Here is a 17,015-nt window from a genome sequence, read left to right as displayed (position 1 = left end):
CCCACACCTCCGGTGGCGTCACAGATGTCCATGCAGCTACTGTCCCGCTTTTCCGCTGTCGCGCAGGGCCCGCTGCATTTCCTTTTCCGGTGTCATTTTGCTGCCCGCGAAGTCGTCCTTCTTCGGGTCTCCGTGCACCGCGGCCAGCGGCCGGAACAGGGCGGCACGAACCTTGTCCACGTTCTTTATCCGGCTCAGCGCATCGTCGGCGGTGATCCCCAGTTCCGTCAGATCCAGGAAGTTGTTGCGGGAGTCGGCCAGCGCCTGGGGCATCTCCGCGAACTTCTCGTGCAAAGCCGCGCCCGCCTTGTCGACGAACACGTTCGGCAGGCTCATCCCGTGCTCGATGTTCGCCTGTGCCTTGGTTTGCAGCCGGTGCAGGGTGTTGATGATGTTGACCAGGTAAGCCACATGCTGAAACGCGCCATCATCGACGTATACGTTGTCGCCGCCGGGATTCGTCACGCACGCTCCCCTTTCTTACCCGAACGGTCTGGACCCGGCCGGGGCTCGTCGAACAGTTCGGCGATGTCCACACCGGCGCCACCGGCGAGTTGCTCCGCCTGCGGAAGGACACGCCGGCCCAGTTCGGTCAGCTTGTGCCGCGCCTCCTCCTGAGCCTGTTCGACGGTGGACCGGATCGTGGCGGCGAGCCGGGGCGAATCCGGCGTCCGATAGATCCGTGGGTCGAGCTGAAGATCCAGCAGTTCCCCGTGCGGTCCCACGGTCACCGTCACCAACCGGTCCCGTGAGGACGTGGTGATCTTCAGGTCGCGCGCTTGCGCCCGCATGTCGTCGAAAGCGCGCAGCGTGTCGCGCGCCTGGTCGTAGAGGCTCGTGGCATAAGCCTGCGCACGAGAAATACCGACTTCGTCCACCGCTACCCCGTGTACTCCCGGGTGGTTGGCCGCTCCATGCTGGCCCATGCGGTGACGGCAACCCCAGACCTGTTACGTCTACTTTGACTATAACCACGCACCCACTGGCTCTCAAGTGCGATCAACCCTAAACTGGGCGCGGGCCACCGATCTTCTCCAACGTATGGAAGGCATGCGAGCATGCGAGGCAGTGTGGTGCGCCCCGTCGACACGATCGCGGTCGCGCGCAAACCCGCGAAGGAGAGGCCGTGACCGCTTCCCAAAGTGGCAACGCCGCGGTGGCCCGCCCGGAACCGGCGAAGCCCGAAGAAGCCGCCGCCCGTACCACCGAGCCGGTATTCGCCCAGACCGGGTCCCCGGACACCCGGACGGCAGAACCGGCGATCGTCCGAGCTCCCGCGCCCAGCAGCGCCCACGCCCCAGAGGTTCTGCTGCACCGGGCGGCCGCCCCCCAGGCGGCGCGTGAGGCCGGTTCACTGGCCACCGCCCAGGCAACGAGCGTCGCCGTCGCTCAGGCGCAGGCAGCGGTGGTGCCGGACGCACCACCGCCGCCGCCGTGGCAGCAGGCTCCCGCGCCCGCCACCGCCTCGCCGGCCGCGCACCGGCCCGGCTCACCACACCGGCTCGCCAGGCACACCCAGCTCGGCGGCCGGCTCGCGCTCATCATTCAAGTGGCCTGCTGGCAGGTCGCCCTGGCAACGGTCGCCGCCGCCCGCAACGAATCGTTGCCGGTGCTGGCCACGGCCATCGCCGCGGCCGCCGTATTGCTGGTACTGACCGCCGTGCGCTGGCGGGAACGCTGGCTGTACCAATGGTTTTTCACGCTGGTGCGCTTCCTCGCCCACCGCCGCACCCACCATGCCGCCACCGATCTCGCACCGGCTCAAGCCTTTCTGGACGCCATGTCGCCCGGTGCGCGGGTGGACACGCTTTCGGTCGGTGACACCGAGATCGGCGTCATCACGCACACCGGCGGGATCACCGCGCTGTTCAGGCCGGCCAAGCCGGAACCGCCCTCGCTGGCCGCGCTGCTGCCACAGTCCGAACTGGATGGTCCGGCCGTCACCGCACAACTGGTGCTCCGTGCGGTACCGGCGCTCACCACCCCCACCCCGGATACCGACGTGCGCCTGTCCTACTGGCAGCTCGCGGCCAATCGGGTCCCGATACGGCAGTCGGTGTGGCTCGCGGTTCAGGTGCAGCGCGACGCCGCCTGGTTCGCCGACGACGCACTGCGTCAAACGCTGGCCAACGTGACCCGCCGGCTGCTGCGCCGGATGAACAAGGAGGGGGCTCCGCTGGTTCCACTGGGAGCCAACGAAATCCTGCCGGTCATCGGCTCGATCACCACCCTGTCCGCGCAGCCCACCGCCACCTACGGCACACCGACGGACACACCGGCCCCGGTAGCGCATGAGCGGTGGAACCGCTGGGAAGCGGCGGGCCGGCCGCACCGGACACTGCACCTGACCGGCATGAGCGACGCCGACACCGAATCGTTGATCAGCACGCTGGTGTCGGTGCCGGTGGCGGCGACCACGATCGGGATGGCCGCCCGGCGCGCGGACGATGGCTTCGAGATCGAGTTCGCCGTCGACTTCACCGCGGAGAACGCGAAAACGCTGGACTCCGCGACGGACTGGGCGATCGAGGCGGTCGCCCGGTACAACGCGAAGCTGGGCAAGTTGCCGGGATGCCAGGCCACCGCGCTGGTCGGAGCGCTCCCGCTCGGAGGTTTCGCGCCATGCTGACCCGTACCGGAAGCCCGTTCGCCCTGATCCGGGCCACCCGTAAGGACATGGACCGGTTCCGGTTTCCCGCCGTGCAAACCGGCCTGGTACTCGGTCCGGACCAGCGGGGCAGGCCGGTCGCCGTGGAAGCCTTCCGGCCCGCTCCGACGCACGTCGTAGTGATCGGGTCGCTGCGGTTCGCGCAGCTGCTCGGCTTCCGGGCGCTCGCGCTCGGCGCGCACCTGTCGATACGCTCTCCGGTCCCCACGCGGTGGACCGTCCTCACCCAACAGCGCGGCGAGCCGGGGGCTCGGCCGCGCCCGGAACTGCTGCTCGTCGACAACGTCTCGTCCGGGCCGATCGAGGCGAACCCATCGCTTCGACCGTGGTCGACCGTGCTATCCGTGCGCCAGGACATCGAACCGGCGGACGCGGAGCCACTCGGCCGGGCCGACCTGGTGCTGGTGCAGGCACGGCCGGACGGTCAGGCGACGCTGCTCGCGAACGCGCTGAACCTTCCGGAGAGCGTCGCTTCCTCGTTTTCCACGATTCCGGAAGGATTCGTGGCGGTCGTGCACCGCCGGAACGTGCAATGGGTCCGGCTGACCCCGACCATGGTGGAGCGACACCTGATCGGAGATCCCTTCCAGACCTCCTGAGGCACTTGGTTCTGAGGGCGCCGTTCGAGCCTGGGCGTACGCGAGGCTGCGTATGCGCAGGCGCGCCGGAACATGGGACCCGGCCGGACCGTTACCCCTCGACCCGGCCCAGTGCCGGGCTTGGGGTGCGTTCGGTCTCCGGGGTGGCGGGGGTGTCGACAACCGCTTTCCCGCCACTGTCGGTCGTCCAGTTCTCCTCGTCCGGCTGTTCGACCTTCACCGGCTGCTGGTTACCGCGCTGGCGGCGCAAGGTGGTGTCGGGTACCACGGGAAGATACCCCGCCACGCGTCCGGTGATCTTGGTGTCGTCGTCACCGGCAGGAAGCACCAGGTGGATCTTGGCGTCAGCCGGGCGCGTACGCCCGGCCAGGTCGGTGCCGCCAGGCGACGAGCCATCCGCAGTAGACAGGTCTGCGGCGGGATGGCCGTGGGAGACGATGCTGGCGCCACCATGCGCCCCAGCGGCCTCGACCGGCTTTCCGAGGTGGCCACGCAGGGACGGTTCCGGTTCATGCGTCGTGCCACTGAAGAAATCGGCGGGCGAGCCGGGCAGGTCGTGCGTGCGCAACGCGGCAACGGCGGCGTCTCCGGTACGGCCGGCGATCCGTGGCGCGACGACCTCACCCGGTTGTTCGCTGTGCTTGGCGCCGATTCTCACCGGCCTGCCGTTGCCTCGACGCTCGTGCCGCTTACCGGCGTCACGGCGTCCACCGAGCATTGGCGGCGGTTCCGCCGCGGGCGCCAGCGCACCCGATCGCGACGATTCTACAGTGGACTTTGCTCCTCGCGTCCCCTTCGCCAGCTGACTCGGCGCGACCGGCGGGCTCATAGCGGAGCCTTCCTCGGCGAGTCCGGCGCCGGTCATCGTCGTGCCCTTGCCCGGTGTCGCAGTCGCGCCGGTAGCGCCGGTGGCGCCAGTGGCACTGGTGGCGCCTGCGGCGCCGGTGGCACCTCGGGCACCGCCGAGCACGTTGTTCTCCGAGGCCGGACTCAAGCCGTTGGCGCGCAAGGCATCGACGGCTCCTTGGGGCCATCCCCTCGCGAGTGCGGCGCCGCCGCCACGCAAACCAGCGGCGCTTACGGCCAGGCCGCTGGGCGCTATCGCACCGGCAGGCCAGCCGCCAGGGTTTCCGCCGGCGCCCGGGTTGCCGCTGGTGGCGGGGCCGCCGTTGGGATCGACCGCGCCCGGTGGCCACGTCTGGCCAGGATTCTGGCCCTGCCCAGGATTCTGGCCCAGGCCGGGATTCTGACCCGGGTCGCCACCTTGCGGTGCCTGATTACCGTTGGGTTGCACCGCTCCAGCCGGCCAGGACTGCCCCGCTCCACCACCTGGGTTGTTCCCCGCCCCACCCTGGCCACCACCACCTTGGCCGCCGCCCTGACCGCCCCCGGGATTGACCGCCCCCGACGGCCATCCGCCGCCCTGACCACCGCCTTGACCACCGCCCTGGCCGCCGCCGGAGTTGACCGCGCCTGATGGCCATCCCCCGCCGGGACCGGCGCCTGGCGGCGGGCCACCGGGACTGAGGCCCGGCCCGGGCAGCCCGCTGGCCATGGCGTTGAGCGGTCCGTGGAAGTTCAACGTCGACGCCGCCGCGGAGGTCTTGACGCTCGCGTCGATATACGCCGTCGCCAGCTGCCCCATCGTGGCCCTGGCCTGTTTGGTCAACTCGTCCCGGATCATCTGCTGGGCCGCCTGGGCGATCTCATGCGCCTGTGCCTGGGTCTCACCGGCCCTGCCCTGGGCTTGTTGCGCGGGGGTGTCCTGCCCGTCGCTGTGGGTGATATGCACCGGAAACGAATGACCGTCCACGGAGATCGTGTAGGTCTGGGTCCCAGGAGCCGAAGACTTCCCGTACAGGGCCCCGATCATGCCCGCGACGTTCGACTCGCTGGCCTGCGCCATCCGCTGGTTCCACTGCGCCTGCAACTCGGCCATCTTCTGTTTCGCCCAGTCCTGTTTGGACGCGAGCAGGTCCAGTTGCTGGACGAACACATCGCCCTGGAACAGGGCAAGCGAATTCCTGGTCTCGAGCACCTTCCCGCGGAACACGTCGCCGGCCTCACCCCGCCAGGAAGGCTGGCTCAGGTAATGCTGCTCAGCTCCGGTGAGATCGCCGTGCAGGCTGTTGAAGGCGCGAACCGCGTCCTGCCACATGCGCATGGCAGCGAGCGTCACGCCACTGTTCTCCGTGGCGACGTACTGTTGGAGGTCCTCGAAGGAGGCGGCGTTGACATCGCCGGGTACACCCATTGTCGATCCTCAGTAACGTGTCCGCGGTCAGCCCTGTCCGCCATGCTTTTTCTGCTGGAGATCCCAGAGGTGTTGCAGTGTCCCCTTCGGGGCATGCTGACCCTGCCCTGGCTGGGGGACGAACGCCGAGTTCATGATCTGCTTTCCGCTCACGCGATCGGTGTGGTCGTAGAGGCCGGCAGCCGCGCCGGCGGCGGCCGATATCGCCTGGACCGACATTTCCACCTTGTTCTTGAAATTGTTGAGCAGGTTGACCATCTTCGCGTGGTTCTTCCAGAACTCGACGGCTTCGGGCAGCGCGGGTATCGTTCCGCCGCCCTCGTAGATCGGTGCCTGGCCGGTGAGGTGGTATCCGTACTGGCCGATGACCCCGTTCGCCGCGGTCGCCGCGCTGGTTCCGTAAGCACGCGAATGAGCGAGGTCACCGGCGAAACCGTAAACCTTCCGGCTGAATTCCTGGAGCGACTCGGGATCGACGTGAGTTCCGGCCACGGCGTACTCCTTCGAGAGCGAATCTCCGCACCGTGGCCCGCGGCGCCCGACAAAGAACTGTCGTGATGATACCGGCCCGGCGATGCGGAGCCAAGGGGGTCAGCGGCGCGGCGGCACCCAGGCGAGTTGTACCAGTTCGGTGCCGGTCCGGCGGGTGACCAGAATGCCCCGGCCCGGCGGCAACGGCATTGGTTTGGTGTTGCCGAGCAGCGGCCCCTCGTTGCGGTCGCCGGAAAGCAGGATTCCGGGCGTGCCGAGTTCTCGCAGTCGGCCGAGCACCGGGTCGAAGAAGGCACGGTCCGCGCCACCGGTACGGCGCGTGACCACCAGGTGCAGCCCGACATCGCGGCCCTGGGCCAGGAATTGCAGCAACGGCAACAGCGGATTGGTTTCCGCGCCGGCGACCAGGTCGTAGTCGTCGACCAGCACGTACAGATCCGGGCCGGTCCACCAGCTCCGGGAAAGCAACTGGTCCTGGGTCACGTCGGGGCCGGGCAGCCGTGACTCCATCACCGCGGCCGCCTCGGCCAGTGCGCTCTCGGTGGACGCGGCGGAGGTGCCGTAGGCGATCAGGTGGTCGGTCCGCACGGCGCCGAGCAGGCCACGCCGGTAGTCGACGAGGATGATCCTCGCCTGCTCCGGTGTGCAGCGATCGGCGATTCCGGTCGCAAGCGCGCGCAGGAACGCCGTTTTGCCCGACTCGGTGTCGCCGAGCAGCAGGAAATGCGGATCGGCCGTGAAATCGAGGGTCACCGGCTGCAGATCGCTTTCGGCGAGGCCGACCGCGAACCGGTGCGGACCCTCCGGTTGCCGGATCTCCGGATAGTCCACACTGGACGGGAGCAGGCGCACCCTGGGTGCGGGACGGCCGGTCCACGACTGCCCGACCCGCGCCACCAGATCGGCCACACCTTCGGCGAGATCGTCCGTGCCCGGCCGGCCGTCGATCCGGGGCAACGCGGTGAGCATGTGCAACCGTTCCGGCGTGATGCCGCGCCCCGGCACCCCGTCCGGCACGTTGTTCGCCGCGCGCCGCCCGAGGTAGGAGTCGTTCGGGTCACCGAGCCGCAGCTCCACCCTGGTGCCCAGAATGTCCCGGATGGACTGCCGTAGCTCCATCCAGCTGGTCGCGGCGACGACCACGTGCACCCCGTAGTTGAGACCACGCGCAGCGATGTCGGTTATGGTCTGGTCCAGTTCGTCGAAGTGGTTGCGGACCGTGGCCCAGCCATCGACGACCAGGAACACGTCACCGAACGGGTCGTCGGTGAATTGGCCGTCCCGCTTGGCTCGCCGGTAGTCCGCGATGCTCGGCACGGAGTGCTTGGCGAAGGTTCGCTCCCGCTGGTCGAGCACGGTCCGCACCTCGGCGATGGTGCGCCGCACCAACTCGACATCCAGCCGGCCGGCGACCCCGCCGACATGCGGGAGGTCACGCAGGCCGCGCAGCGAGCCGCCGCCGAAGTCGAGACAGTAGAACTGTGCCTCTTGCGGCGTGTGGCTCAGGGCGAGGCTGCAGATCAGCGAACGCACGGCGTTGCTCTTGCCGCTTTGCGGTCCGCCGACCACGGCGACGTGCCCGGCGCCGCCGGACAGGTCGAGCTCGAGGATGTCCCGCCGCTGCTCGAACGGCCGGTCGATCACGCCGATCCGGGCCCGCAGCGCGCCCCACAGCCGCTCGTTGCCGCTGCCGAAACCACGCCGCGAGTCGGCGGCCAGCGGGCCGAGGAAACCGTCCAAAGTGGGCGGTTCCGCCAGCGGCGGCAACCACACCTGGTGCGCGGGCGTTCCCTTGCCTTCCATGCGGTCCACCAGGATGTCCAGCAGCGTTTCCCCCACCGCCTCGTCGTCGCGCGAGGAGTCGTCCTCACCCGTCTTCTCCACCTTCGGCGCGACGTAGTACGTGGAGAAAGGCAGCACACCCGCGCCGTCACCCGGACCGTCCGCGTCGAGCCCGGACCCGTGCCGGCGGTGGACGCCGGACACGTACGCCGCGCGGAACCGGTTCATCGGCTCGGTGCCGTACTTCAGAAAACCGTTACCCGGCGCACGGGGCAACTCGTACGCGTCCGGTGAACCCAGCACCACCCGGCTTTCCACCGCGGAGAAGGTGCGCAGCCCGATCCGGTACGACAGGTGGTTGTCCAGCCCGCGCAACCGCCCCTCCTCCAGGTGCTGGGAGGCCAGGAGCAGGTGCACACCGAGCGAGCGGCCCACTCGTCCTATTTGGACGAACATGTCGATGAAGTCCGGCTTGGCGGACAGCAGCTCGCTGAACTCGTCGACGATGACCAGCAGGCTCGGCACCACAGGCAACGCGGCCCCTGACGCACGCGCCTTGTCGTACTCCCACAACGACGTGTAGTTCCCGGCCACGCGCAGCAACTCCTGGCGGCGCATGATCTCCCCGTTGAGCGCGTCGGTCATCCGGTCCACCAGCGGCAGCTCGTCGGCCAGGTTGGTGATCACCGCGCTGGTGTGCGGCAACCGGTCGAGCTTGGTGAAGGTGGCCCCGCCCTTGAAGTCGACCAGCACGAGGTTCAGCGTCTCCGGATTGTGCGTGACCGCCAGCGCCAGGACCAGGGTGCGCAGCAGCTCGCTCTTCCCGGACCCGGTCGCGCCGATCAGCAGCCCGTGCGGCCCCATCCCCTCCTGTGCCGACTCCTTGAGGTCGAGGTCCACCGACGTGCCGTCCGGCGTGATTCCGAACGGCACCCGCAGGCGCGCCCGCGCCGGCCGCGGTCCCCACCCGGTGACGGGGTCGAACTCGTACGGGTCGCCCAACTCCAGCAACTCGGCCAGGCCGAGGTCCGCGGTGAGCGGCTGGTCACCGCGGGACGTGGCGACCAGGCGGAGCGGCGCGAGCTGCCGGGCCAATGCCTCCGCGGTGCCGACGTCCAACTGGTCGCCCACGCCGAGATCGTTCTCCCCGTCCAGGGTCCGGCTGCGCAGCCGGCCGTCCGCGGTGACCTCCAACGCGATGCTGGAGCGGTCCAGGACGGTGGGCGGTGGGGTGCTCAGGTTGATCAGCGTGACCCCTTCCAGCCCGGTGTCGGTCATGAGGTGGTCCGAGCCGGCGGTTTCGGCGCCGTCCACGATCACGATCAGATGCGGCCCGGTCAGCTGCGGGGCGGGGTCGGTCGGGTCGAACCGGGGCCGGTTCGTCAGCAGGCTGTCCAGCATCACCTCCAGCGAAGCCACCGTCGGCGCCACCATCCGCAGGTTGCCGAGCCGGTCGCGCCGCTCCGGGTGCAGCCCGTGCGGCAGCCACTTGACCCACTCCCAAACGTCCCGGTTCTCCGGTGCCGCGCCGACCGCGACCAGCAGGTCGTCGGGCGAGTGGAAGGCCGCCGCCTGCGCCACGAGCGCCCGCGCCACGGCCCTGGCGCGATCCGGGTCACCGTGCAGGTAGACCCGCGCGAATCCGTTGAGTGCCATCGCGATCGGCAGGTCCGGCACGACCGCGTAGGTCCGGATGAACCGCCGCAGCGCGGCCGCGCACACCGGTTCCAGCTTGCCGACATCCTCGGTCTTGGGCGGCACCAGCGGGGTCGCCAGATCCTGCGGGCCCAGCCCGATGCGCACCACACTGAAGTCGAGGTCGGTGGGACGCCGCTCCCACAGGCGATGGCTCGCCACGACCGTCCACAATGTATCCGGATCCGGGTGCCGGTAGGACAGGGTTTCCCGCTGGCGCCGGATCACCTCCCGCGCGCGCTGCCGCTGCACACCGAGGTGTCGCAGGTAGGCGCGGCGGTTGTTGGCCATCTCCTGCTTGGTCGGCTGCCCCGCGTTGGCGAACACCGACATGCCGATCATGCCGACGCCGGCGATCCCGTACATGCCGCCCGCGACGTAGGTCAGCGCGCCACCCCGGCCGCCGGCGAACATCAGCGCCATCCCGGCGGAACCGGCGAGCATCGGCAGCATCATCAGCGTCTGGCTGAGCCGTCGCCCCCCGGGCGGGGGGATCTCCGGCGGCGGCTCGAGGATCAGCTCGCCCGTCGGCAGTTCGGGCGCCGGGGTCCGCACCGGACGCCTCACCACGACGATGGCCACGACGGTCTCCTTGTCAACCAGCTAGTTCTGCAACAGCACCGTGCCGGCCGCCGCCGGGTCCAGCGCGGCCCCTTCGGGAACGCGAGCGACCAGGGCGGCCGGCAGCGAAACGACGTCCGACGGGGAGTAGCCGAGCATTCCCACCACGTCCCGTGACGCCAACGGGTAACGCACGCCCTGCTCGGTGATGAGCTGGACGGTGCCCGGCCCCTCCGTGCCCTGCATCGACTCGACCAGCGCACCGCTGCCCGGCGCGATCAGGATTCGGTCCGCCAGCGACGTTCCCGCCCGGGTCCGGCGCGCGGTCACCAGATCGCTGTCGGACACCGGCAGCGCGGCGCCCAGGGCGATCGTGGCAGGAGCGGGTGACTGGACGCCTTGGAACGAGCCGCACACCACCGCGTCCGGTGCGGCCAGCCCCGACATGCGCGGCCGGGTCCGAGGCAGTTGCTCCGGTCCCGATTCGGGCGCGGCGGGCAGGGTCATCGCGGCCGCCTGTGCCGGGTCGATCTCGCGCGGGCCGGCCGGCATCCCGCCCGGATAGGCGGCCGCGGTGTCCTGGGAAGCGAACAGCAGAGCGGACTCGACCTCGCTGACCGGCCGCAATCCCTCGGCCAGGGCGACGTAGTACTGGGGCGGGCCGCCGACCGTGCGCACGACCATGACCTGTCCGACCAGCGCCCCGGGAAACGCCGACGGGCCGCCCCGGCCGGGAATCGGCATCGGGGCGAGGTCCACCCCGGCCGGCAGCGCGTCCAGCCACGCGGAGCCGACCTGGACGAGTGGCTCCTGGTTGAGCGCCAGCCCGACCTTGGCCGCGCGGGAGTCGGTGATCTTGTGGCGGTACCCGTTCACGACGAGGTACTCGTCGCCGGTTTCGATGTTGTCCGCCAGGAAACCCTCTTCACCGGCGAGGGAACGGCCGGGAGCGGTATCGCCGACGATCAGGACCGTGCTGGCCAGGTGCGCCCCGTTGGTGTCGGTGACCCGGCGGGAGCACAGCGACCACGGGCCGTGGAGAAGGTTTTCCGGTTGCGGCAGCCCGTTCGGCGCACCGGCGATGCCGACCTCCGGTCCGCGTGGCACGCCGAGCAGCGAATTCCGGCTCACGTCGATGGTCCCCGCGTTCTTGCCGAGCAGGAGCAGGGCAGAAGCGTAGTTGGCCGCCCGGTACAGCCGGCTGTCACGAAACACGTACAGCGCCCCGGTCTCGCGTTCGAGGATGACTTGGTCACCGGTGCGCCAGCTTTCGTTCCCACCGGGGTTGAGCAGGCCGTAGATCCCCGCGACGGCCATCACGATGCAGGCCACCACGATGCTTCCGAAACCGGTGATCACGAAGCGGCGAAACGGCGGCGTGAGCGGGTCGGTTTCGCGCATGGTGAGCGCGGACGTGACACGCTGGATCAGGAATTGGTAGGACTGCACCTGGTCCCGGCGGGTGAGCATTGGTCCCTCACCCGGCCAGTCCGCGGATCTGGCCGTAGACACCCAGCACGCCGCAGGCCACCGGCACGATCGCCAGGACACACACCGATTCGGCGACGTCCCCCCACCGGCCCATCGACGGCGTGGTCTTGCGCCGGCTCAGTACGAGCCCGGCCACAAAGGACAGTAGGGCCAGCGCCGTCGCCCCGGCGGTGCCCATTCCGAGCATCCAGCCGGGCGGCAGCCGTAGCGCGGTGATGCCGAGTGTCACGGCTCCCGCGAGCCCGGCCAGCAGCAGCGGCAACCGATGCCGGAAGGTGGGATAGATCCGGGCACGCAGGACGGTGCCGGCCGCCACCAGCGCGACCAGGATGGTGGACCCGATCGTCGGGTCCATCGCCAGTTCCAGCTGACAACCCACCAGCACCACGCTCGCGCCCAGCAGGATTCCGGAAACGAGCTGGTCCGAGCGGACCACGCGAGCGTGCACGAACTCCGCCTTGGGCAGGTCATCATCCTTGCGCAGGTCTTCGGCGGACATCGGCAGGTTCGGGGTGGGCAGCTTGCCCAGCCGCATGCCGATCAGCGGCACCGCCGGGGTGAACACCACGATCACGCCGGCCAGCACGGCCGCCGCACCGGCGGCGGTCAGCCCCGCGACCGTGAGCAAGGCCGCGAAGCCGCCGAAGACGGCCATCACCGTTGCCGCCACGAACAGCGGCCGTTCACTCGCGACGCCCAGATCCGCGGTGACGCCGACCGCGAGCAGGCCGCCGCAGAACGCGAGCAGTTGCGCAGCGCCGAACCCGGCCAGCGGAAGCGGACCGGCCGAGGCCAACATCGCGCCCACCCCGCCAAGGGGCAGCGCGGCCGCCGCGAGCATCGTCCCGGCGTCCACATCGGACATCGTGCGGGCGAGCAGTACGCCGGCCAGCAACAATGCCCCAGAAACCGAAAGCGCGATCACGCCTGACGTCGTCCACGGGGGCCCGGCCAGCATCAGCAGGATCAGCAGGGCGGCGAGGAAGGTCGCCGAGGCACCGAGCCCGAAGGCCCGGCTGGCGGCGGCTGACCACGCCCGCGCATTGCGCCGCGCCGCCACCGAGATGGAGTCGACCAGGTCGTCGAACTCGGGCTCAGGCCAGTCCGTCCGGCGGGGGGCCAGGTAGAGCGTGGTGCCGTCGAGCACGTTCTGTGCGGCCAGCGTACGGCCGGCCTCCAGCCCGGTCCCGTCGTCGCGCCGCAACACCCAGCCGCTGTGCCGCTGACCGGTGTCGGCCAGTTCGTCACCCGCGTGACGCAGCAGGCCCGGCATGAGTTCGGCGACGAGAACGTGCTCGGGCAACGCGACGTCGATGCGACTGTGCGGCGCAACCACGGTGACGCGCGCCAGCCCAAGGCCGATACTTCTGACCATCCAGCACCTCCTGCCTCCACCCGGGATCGCCCGGGCACCGCGCGTCCCGGCGCGGTCCGTTCACCCAGGCTGCCGTTATCTTCGGCCACCACGGCGGTGAATTTCGGTGCCGATCCGAATCGGTGAGCGTTTGGTGAGGCCGGGCCGTGCCGGTGACAGCGATCGGTGAGCCCGCTGCTGCATCATGGTTTCCGCGGCCATAGCGACCGCCGGCGTGTTGGAGCCGACCCAGTCGGCCTCACCGCGTCGAAGGAGTTTTCCGGATGACCAAGGCTTTTCGGAACTCCTTTGTGGACCCGGCGAGTGCCCGTGCCCCGGCCCAGGCCCGAGCGCTCGCTGGGTTCGTCAATCCGACGCCCCGGTGATGGCGAATAGTTGATCAAATACGGCAGATTGGGGCGAAACGGTCATTTCCCAGTGAAACGCGGGGGCCGCTTGCCGAACATGGCTTCGATGGCCTCCTGGTGATCACCGGTGTGGTGAGCCAGGGCTTGCAGCGCCGCGGAAAGCTCCAGTGTGCTCTCCAGGCTTTGGTGCTGACCTTCGCGCAGAAGCCGCTTGGTCATCCGCAGGGCATGTGGCGGGTGCGTCGCAATGCGCCGGGCGAGATCGTGGGCGGCGTCGAGCAGATCGCCGGGTTCAGTCGTGTGAGACACCAGGCCCCACTGCTCCGCCGTCGCGGCGTCGATGGCCTCGGCGGTGAAGGTCATGGTGCAAGCGCGGGAAAGCCCGACCACGCGGGGAAGAAACCACGCTCCGCCGTCTCCCGGCACGATGCCCAGCTTGAGGAAGCTTTCGGCGAACGTCGCGGCCGTCGAAGCGATCCTGATGTCACACATGAGGGCAAGATCGAGACCGGCACCGATGGCCGGGCCGTTGACCGCGGCGATGGTCGGAACCTCGCAGTGGTACAGGGCACGGGGGATACGCTGGATTCCTCGCCGGTAGCCCTCCCGGATTTCGGCCGGGCTGCCCTGGAACATGCCCTGCCGCTGGCGCATGTCCTTGACGTTGCCGCCCGAACTGAAGACACTGCCGGCCCCGGTGAGGATGACGGCCCGAACGCCGAGATCGGCATTGATCGCGTGCACCGCATCCTCGACGGCGTCGACCACATCGTCGGAAAGAGCGTTGCGCGATTCCGGACGATTCAGGGTCAGCACGGTGACGCCGTCCCGCTTGGAGACGAGAACGGGCTCGTTCACCGCCTTTTCACCACGGACCTCGCTCGCCATCCCGGGCTCCTCTCCGCATCGACCGCGCCTTTGTTCTGATACAACCATACTTGCATCAATATGATGCGATGCAAGTACAGTGCCGTGCAGCCGCGACCTAACACCCCGTGGACCGGTGGGCCACTACGGTGCCATGGACCAGACCAGGCCGGTAAACCGAAGCTTTGAGGGTTTTCCGCAGAAGGGAGCAATGATGTCGCAGCAGCGACGCGTAACCCGCCGTGGAGTGCTTGCGATGGGCAGCGGTTTGGCCGCCGCGGCGGTGGCCGGTAGCGTGGGAATCGGTACGGCATCGGCCAGTGTGCCGTCTTCGCAGCGCTTCGACCTCACGCAGCCGTCATATGATCTGTTCCGGGGCAAGTCGTTGTACCAGGGTACCGTGATGCAGTCCTTCACCTTCGACAACGTGAACCGTCGGTTGTTCGTGGCACAGTTAAGAAACGGCAGCGGTTCCGACGCCGCCGGCGATCTGTGCATCACGCAACTCGATTTCGCCGGCAACCAGATCGGTCACATGTTCCTCAACGGGTTCGGCCACGGCGTGTCCATCGGTGTCGAGCCGGTCGGATCGACCTCCTACCTCTGGACCGAAGTCGATTCCGTCAATGCCCGCGGCACCCGGCTGGCCCGGTTTCCCTTCACCAGCGGCACGACGCTCGACCACACCTCGCCGGTGCTGAACAAACACCTGCCGATCGCCGGGGTGGACACGGTCACCTGCGCGACCGACCCGGTCAACCAACGACTGGTGATGCGCTACCGCACCGGCGGCGCTTTCCGTTTTGCCGCCTACACCATCGCCGACGTGCGCGCCGGCAACTACAGCAATCGGCTCGCCGACATTGCCCAACCATCGGGCTTGGGCACATTTCAGGGCTACGCGGTCTACGGCGAGTATGTGTACATGCTCGACGGGGACGCCTACAGCGGCACCAACCCTCCGCCGGGTAACGCACACGTCAGCAGTTTGAACCTCAACACCGGCGCTTTCACCCGTGCGGTCACCAACGCGGGCGGCAGCCTGAGTTACCGAGAGCCGGAGGGAATGGCGGTCTACCGCACCGTCGCCGGCGAAACCCGGCTGTTTCTCGGAATGGCCTCGGGGACGACCGCCGGGGCTCGGCTGGCCAACATCTTCTACAAGAACGTCCTGATCTGACGATCAAACGAAAGGTGGTCTTCGGGTCCTTCCCGAAGACCACCTTTATCGCCTTACCAGCAGGAACAGTTGGCGCGTTCGACCCAGCGAACGTCCGTGGCTCCGTCGATAACCACGTCGATATCGGCATAATCACCAGTCCCGTGCTACCTGGGCGTGGTTGTCAAACGTATGAACCGGCACCTGTAGGTGCAGCCGATCGCCCCACCTTGAATCAATGATCGTTACGTCTTGTCCGGGGTCGGGTTCAGTAGCTTTTGGACCGTTGCCGAGTAGCTTTCAAACGCCGCTCTGCCGGTGTGAGTCAGGTGGATCGACGTTCGGGTGCCGTCGTTGCCTTTCGTCTTGGCGCTGGTGATGTAGTTGGCCTCGTCCAGTTTGCGTAGGTGCGTGATCAGGTTGCCCGGCGTCAGGTCCAACATGTGTTGCAGGCGGGAGAAGGACAAGCTGTCTCCCTCCGCCAGGACCGCCAGTGCTGCCATGATGCGCAGCCTGGTGGGCGCGTGGATCACGGGGTCCAGCTCGGTCATCTGCGCTTCCGCCACGCGAGATACCCTGCCACTGCCAGGAAGCCGCCGCCACCGGCCAGCGAATTCACCAGCAGTACGGTGATCGGGCCCGTCCAGACACCCGTTGCCACCACCAACGCCAGCCAAACACCCATCGTGAGCATCGCCTTGTCCAGCCAGATCGCCGCCCCAGCCAGGTACATCATGCTCGTCACGAGCAGCGGGCCCGCCGCGCTGACCAAGCCCAGCATCGTGCTGTCCGCGCCCTGGTGCGCCAGCGCACCCTCCACTATGTACAGTGTGGCGAACCCGATCGGCCAGGCGATGCCGAAGATCTTGCCTTGCGTCGCCGAGTGTCCGTGCACCCCCCTGGTCGCGCGGACGATCGTGACCATCGTGACGGCCAGTGCCGCGACCAGCAACACGCTGAGCAGGATCACGGGCGCTGCCGAAGGGCCACTATAAGGCTCCTGGTTGCGGACCGACAACCACATCACGAACAGGCCGACCAGCCATGCGACACCCCAGCCCGCGTACAACTGCGGGACCTGAATCGTCAGCGAGCGCTGGGTATCGTCGGTAGTGCGTTGGATCAGCGCGGCAGCCGCGCTGGTGTCGAAGTCATCCTCGGGCCGGGTCATCGCCAGACCTTCAGTAGTGCCCAGATCGCGAAGGCCACGAGGATCACACCACCGGCGCCACCTGCCACCGCGCTCGGTGTCACCGTCCACACCAGACCGACGACCACCGCGACCGCCGAGACCACGGCCAGCAAAACGCCTGCCAGTTTCAGGCTTCGGATCGCGAACAGGTCACCGAGGGGCACGAAGTGCGTGCCCACCACTAACAATATCCACGGCGCGAGGTATGCCGACTGGCCGATCAACGCCAGCGCGACAACGCCCACCGCGATCGCTATTACTTCGGCACCGACCGCCCAGTTGTACGTGCGCCGACCGGACGCGTCTGCCATTGCCGAGCCACTTTGCCAGCTCCGCCACGCCGATACTCCCGCGAGCACCGCGATCAGCACACCTGTTCCCGACCCGATGCCGAGTGGCAGCGACCAGCCTTCCGGTGGTGCTTCCTGTGCCCAGCCGAACCATACCGTCGCTGCGACCCCGAGGACGGCTGCGTTCACCGAGAGGTCTCGCGCCGTCGCCTGTCTTGTGGCCATGGTTACCGTCATGTCGGC

At 68.6% G+C, this 17,015-nt stretch carries 14 protein-coding genes; 3 read left to right on the top strand and 11 right to left on the bottom strand.

Going from position 1 to position 17,015, the window contains the following annotated elements; genetic code table 11:
- Positions 1–36 precede the first annotated feature (36 nt).
- Positions 37–465, bottom strand: a complete 429-nt coding sequence (locus A3CU_RS0113295; RefSeq protein ID WP_027942707.1) for a hypothetical protein — start codon at positions 463–465, stop codon at positions 37–39.
- On the bottom strand, positions 462–926 hold the full coding sequence (locus A3CU_RS44660) for a YbaB/EbfC family nucleoid-associated protein (RefSeq protein ID WP_084143243.1): 465 nt from the start codon (positions 924–926) through the stop codon (positions 462–464). The genes A3CU_RS0113295 and A3CU_RS44660 overlap by 4 nt, the downstream gene beginning before the upstream one ends.
- Before the next feature lie 200 nt (positions 927–1,126).
- Here A3CU_RS44660 and A3CU_RS0113285 point away from each other — a divergent pair, with 200 nt between their 5' ends.
- Together A3CU_RS0113285 and A3CU_RS0113280 are read left to right on the top strand one after the other, a co-directional pair.
- Positions 1,127–2,629: a hypothetical protein gene (locus A3CU_RS0113285; protein WP_027942706.1), complete on the top strand. Its 1,503-nt coding sequence runs from the start codon at positions 1,127–1,129 to the stop codon at positions 2,627–2,629.
- Positions 2,623–3,267 carry a hypothetical protein gene (locus tag A3CU_RS0113280; RefSeq protein ID WP_027942705.1) on the top strand — a complete coding sequence of 215 codons (645 nt, stop codon included), beginning with the start codon at positions 2,623–2,625 and terminating at the stop codon, positions 3,265–3,267. The genes A3CU_RS0113285 and A3CU_RS0113280 overlap by 7 nt, the downstream gene beginning before the upstream one ends.
- Positions 3,268–3,358: 91 nt before the next feature.
- On the opposite strand, the gene A3CU_RS55115 is transcribed toward A3CU_RS0113280, so the two are convergent.
- The 6 genes from A3CU_RS55115 to A3CU_RS0113250 all read right to left on the bottom strand — a co-directional run bounded on the left by A3CU_RS55115 (position 3,359) and on the right by A3CU_RS0113250 (position 14,152).
- Positions 3,359–5,521 (bottom strand): hypothetical protein, encoded by a 2,163-nt coding sequence (locus A3CU_RS55115; protein WP_027942704.1) that lies wholly within the window; start codon positions 5,519–5,521, stop codon positions 3,359–3,361.
- A 27-nt stretch (positions 5,522–5,548) separates the two neighbouring features.
- Positions 5,549–6,013 (bottom strand): hypothetical protein, encoded by a 465-nt coding sequence (locus tag A3CU_RS0113270; RefSeq protein ID WP_027942703.1) that lies wholly within the window; start codon positions 6,011–6,013, stop codon positions 5,549–5,551.
- A gap of 99 nt (positions 6,014–6,112) precedes the next feature.
- Entirely contained in the window at positions 6,113–10,072 is a 3,960-nt protein-coding gene (locus tag A3CU_RS0113265) for a type VII secretion protein EccC (RefSeq protein ID WP_027942702.1), read from the bottom strand.
- Between the two features lie 21 nt (positions 10,073–10,093).
- Positions 10,094–11,521, bottom strand: a complete 1,428-nt coding sequence (eccB, locus tag A3CU_RS0113260; RefSeq protein WP_027942701.1) for a type VII secretion protein EccB — start codon at positions 11,519–11,521, stop codon at positions 10,094–10,096.
- A 7-nt stretch (positions 11,522–11,528) separates the two neighbouring features.
- Positions 11,529–12,917, bottom strand: coding sequence for a type VII secretion integral membrane protein EccD (gene eccD, locus A3CU_RS0113255; RefSeq protein WP_027942700.1), 1,389 nt, complete (start codon positions 12,915–12,917; stop codon positions 11,529–11,531).
- Positions 12,918–13,324: 407 nt separating this feature from the next.
- Positions 13,325–14,152, bottom strand: a complete 828-nt coding sequence (locus tag A3CU_RS0113250) for a crotonase/enoyl-CoA hydratase family protein (protein WP_156960348.1) — start codon at positions 14,150–14,152, stop codon at positions 13,325–13,327.
- 235 nt (positions 14,153–14,387) lie between these two features.
- Between A3CU_RS0113250 and A3CU_RS0113245 the strand changes: the two genes are divergently transcribed.
- Positions 14,388–15,311 carry a phage baseplate protein gene (locus A3CU_RS0113245; RefSeq protein ID WP_245617047.1) on the top strand — a complete coding sequence of 308 codons (924 nt, stop codon included), beginning with the start codon at positions 14,388–14,390 and terminating at the stop codon, positions 15,309–15,311.
- Positions 15,312–15,535: 224 nt separating this feature from the next.
- On the opposite strand, the gene A3CU_RS0113240 is transcribed toward A3CU_RS0113245, so the two are convergent.
- The 3 genes from A3CU_RS0113240 to A3CU_RS0113230 are packed head-to-tail and all read right to left on the bottom strand — an operon-like array spanning position 15,536 to position 17,009.
- Entirely contained in the window at positions 15,536–15,841 is a 306-nt protein-coding gene (locus A3CU_RS0113240) for a transcriptional regulator (protein ID WP_027942697.1), read from the bottom strand.
- Positions 15,838–16,461, bottom strand: a complete 624-nt coding sequence (locus A3CU_RS0113235; RefSeq protein WP_027942696.1) for a hypothetical protein — start codon at positions 16,459–16,461, stop codon at positions 15,838–15,840. Before A3CU_RS0113235 ends, A3CU_RS0113240 begins: the two co-directional genes overlap by 4 nt.
- Positions 16,458–17,009: a hypothetical protein gene (locus A3CU_RS0113230; protein ID WP_027942695.1), complete on the bottom strand. Its 552-nt coding sequence runs from the start codon at positions 17,007–17,009 to the stop codon at positions 16,458–16,460. The genes A3CU_RS0113235 and A3CU_RS0113230 overlap by 4 nt, the downstream gene beginning before the upstream one ends.
- Positions 17,010–17,015 lie beyond the last annotated feature (6 nt).

The sequence above is a fragment of the Amycolatopsis taiwanensis DSM 45107 genome, assembly GCF_000519205.1.
Classification (GTDB): Bacteria; Actinomycetota; Actinomycetes; order Mycobacteriales; family Pseudonocardiaceae; genus Amycolatopsis_E; species Amycolatopsis_E taiwanensis.
Note: the sequence above shows the minus strand (reverse complement) of the source record. Positions and strands in the feature narration are given on the sequence as shown.

Bases quoted from the DNA above. Each gene is read 5' to 3' on its own strand.
- A3CU_RS44660 (WP_084143243.1), bottom strand. From the start codon at position 926: ATGGGCCAGCATGGAGCGGCCAACCACCCGGGAGTACACGGGGTAGCG.
- A3CU_RS0113280 (WP_027942705.1), top strand. From the start codon at position 2,623: ATGCTGACCCGTACCGGAAGCCCGTTCGCCCTGATCCGGGCCACCCGT.
- A3CU_RS55115 (WP_027942704.1), bottom strand. From the start codon at position 5,521: ATGGGTGTACCCGGCGATGTCAACGCCGCCTCCTTCGAGGACCTCCAA.
- eccB (WP_027942701.1), bottom strand. From the start codon at position 11,521: ATGCTCACCCGCCGGGACCAGGTGCAGTCCTACCAATTCCTGATCCAG.
- eccD (WP_027942700.1), bottom strand. From the start codon at position 12,917: ATGGTCAGAAGTATCGGCCTTGGGCTGGCGCGCGTCACCGTGGTTGCG.
- A3CU_RS0113250 (WP_156960348.1), bottom strand. From the start codon at position 14,152: ATGGCGAGCGAGGTCCGTGGTGAAAAGGCGGTGAACGAGCCCGTTCTC.
- A3CU_RS0113245 (WP_245617047.1), top strand. From the start codon at position 14,388: ATGGGCAGCGGTTTGGCCGCCGCGGCGGTGGCCGGTAGCGTGGGAATC.
- A3CU_RS0113240 (WP_027942697.1), bottom strand. From the start codon at position 15,841: ATGACCGAGCTGGACCCCGTGATCCACGCGCCCACCAGGCTGCGCATC.
- A3CU_RS0113235 (WP_027942696.1), bottom strand. From the start codon at position 16,461: ATGACCCGGCCCGAGGATGACTTCGACACCAGCGCGGCTGCCGCGCTG.
- A3CU_RS0113230 (WP_027942695.1), bottom strand. From the start codon at position 17,009: ATGACGGTAACCATGGCCACAAGACAGGCGACGGCGCGAGACCTCTCG.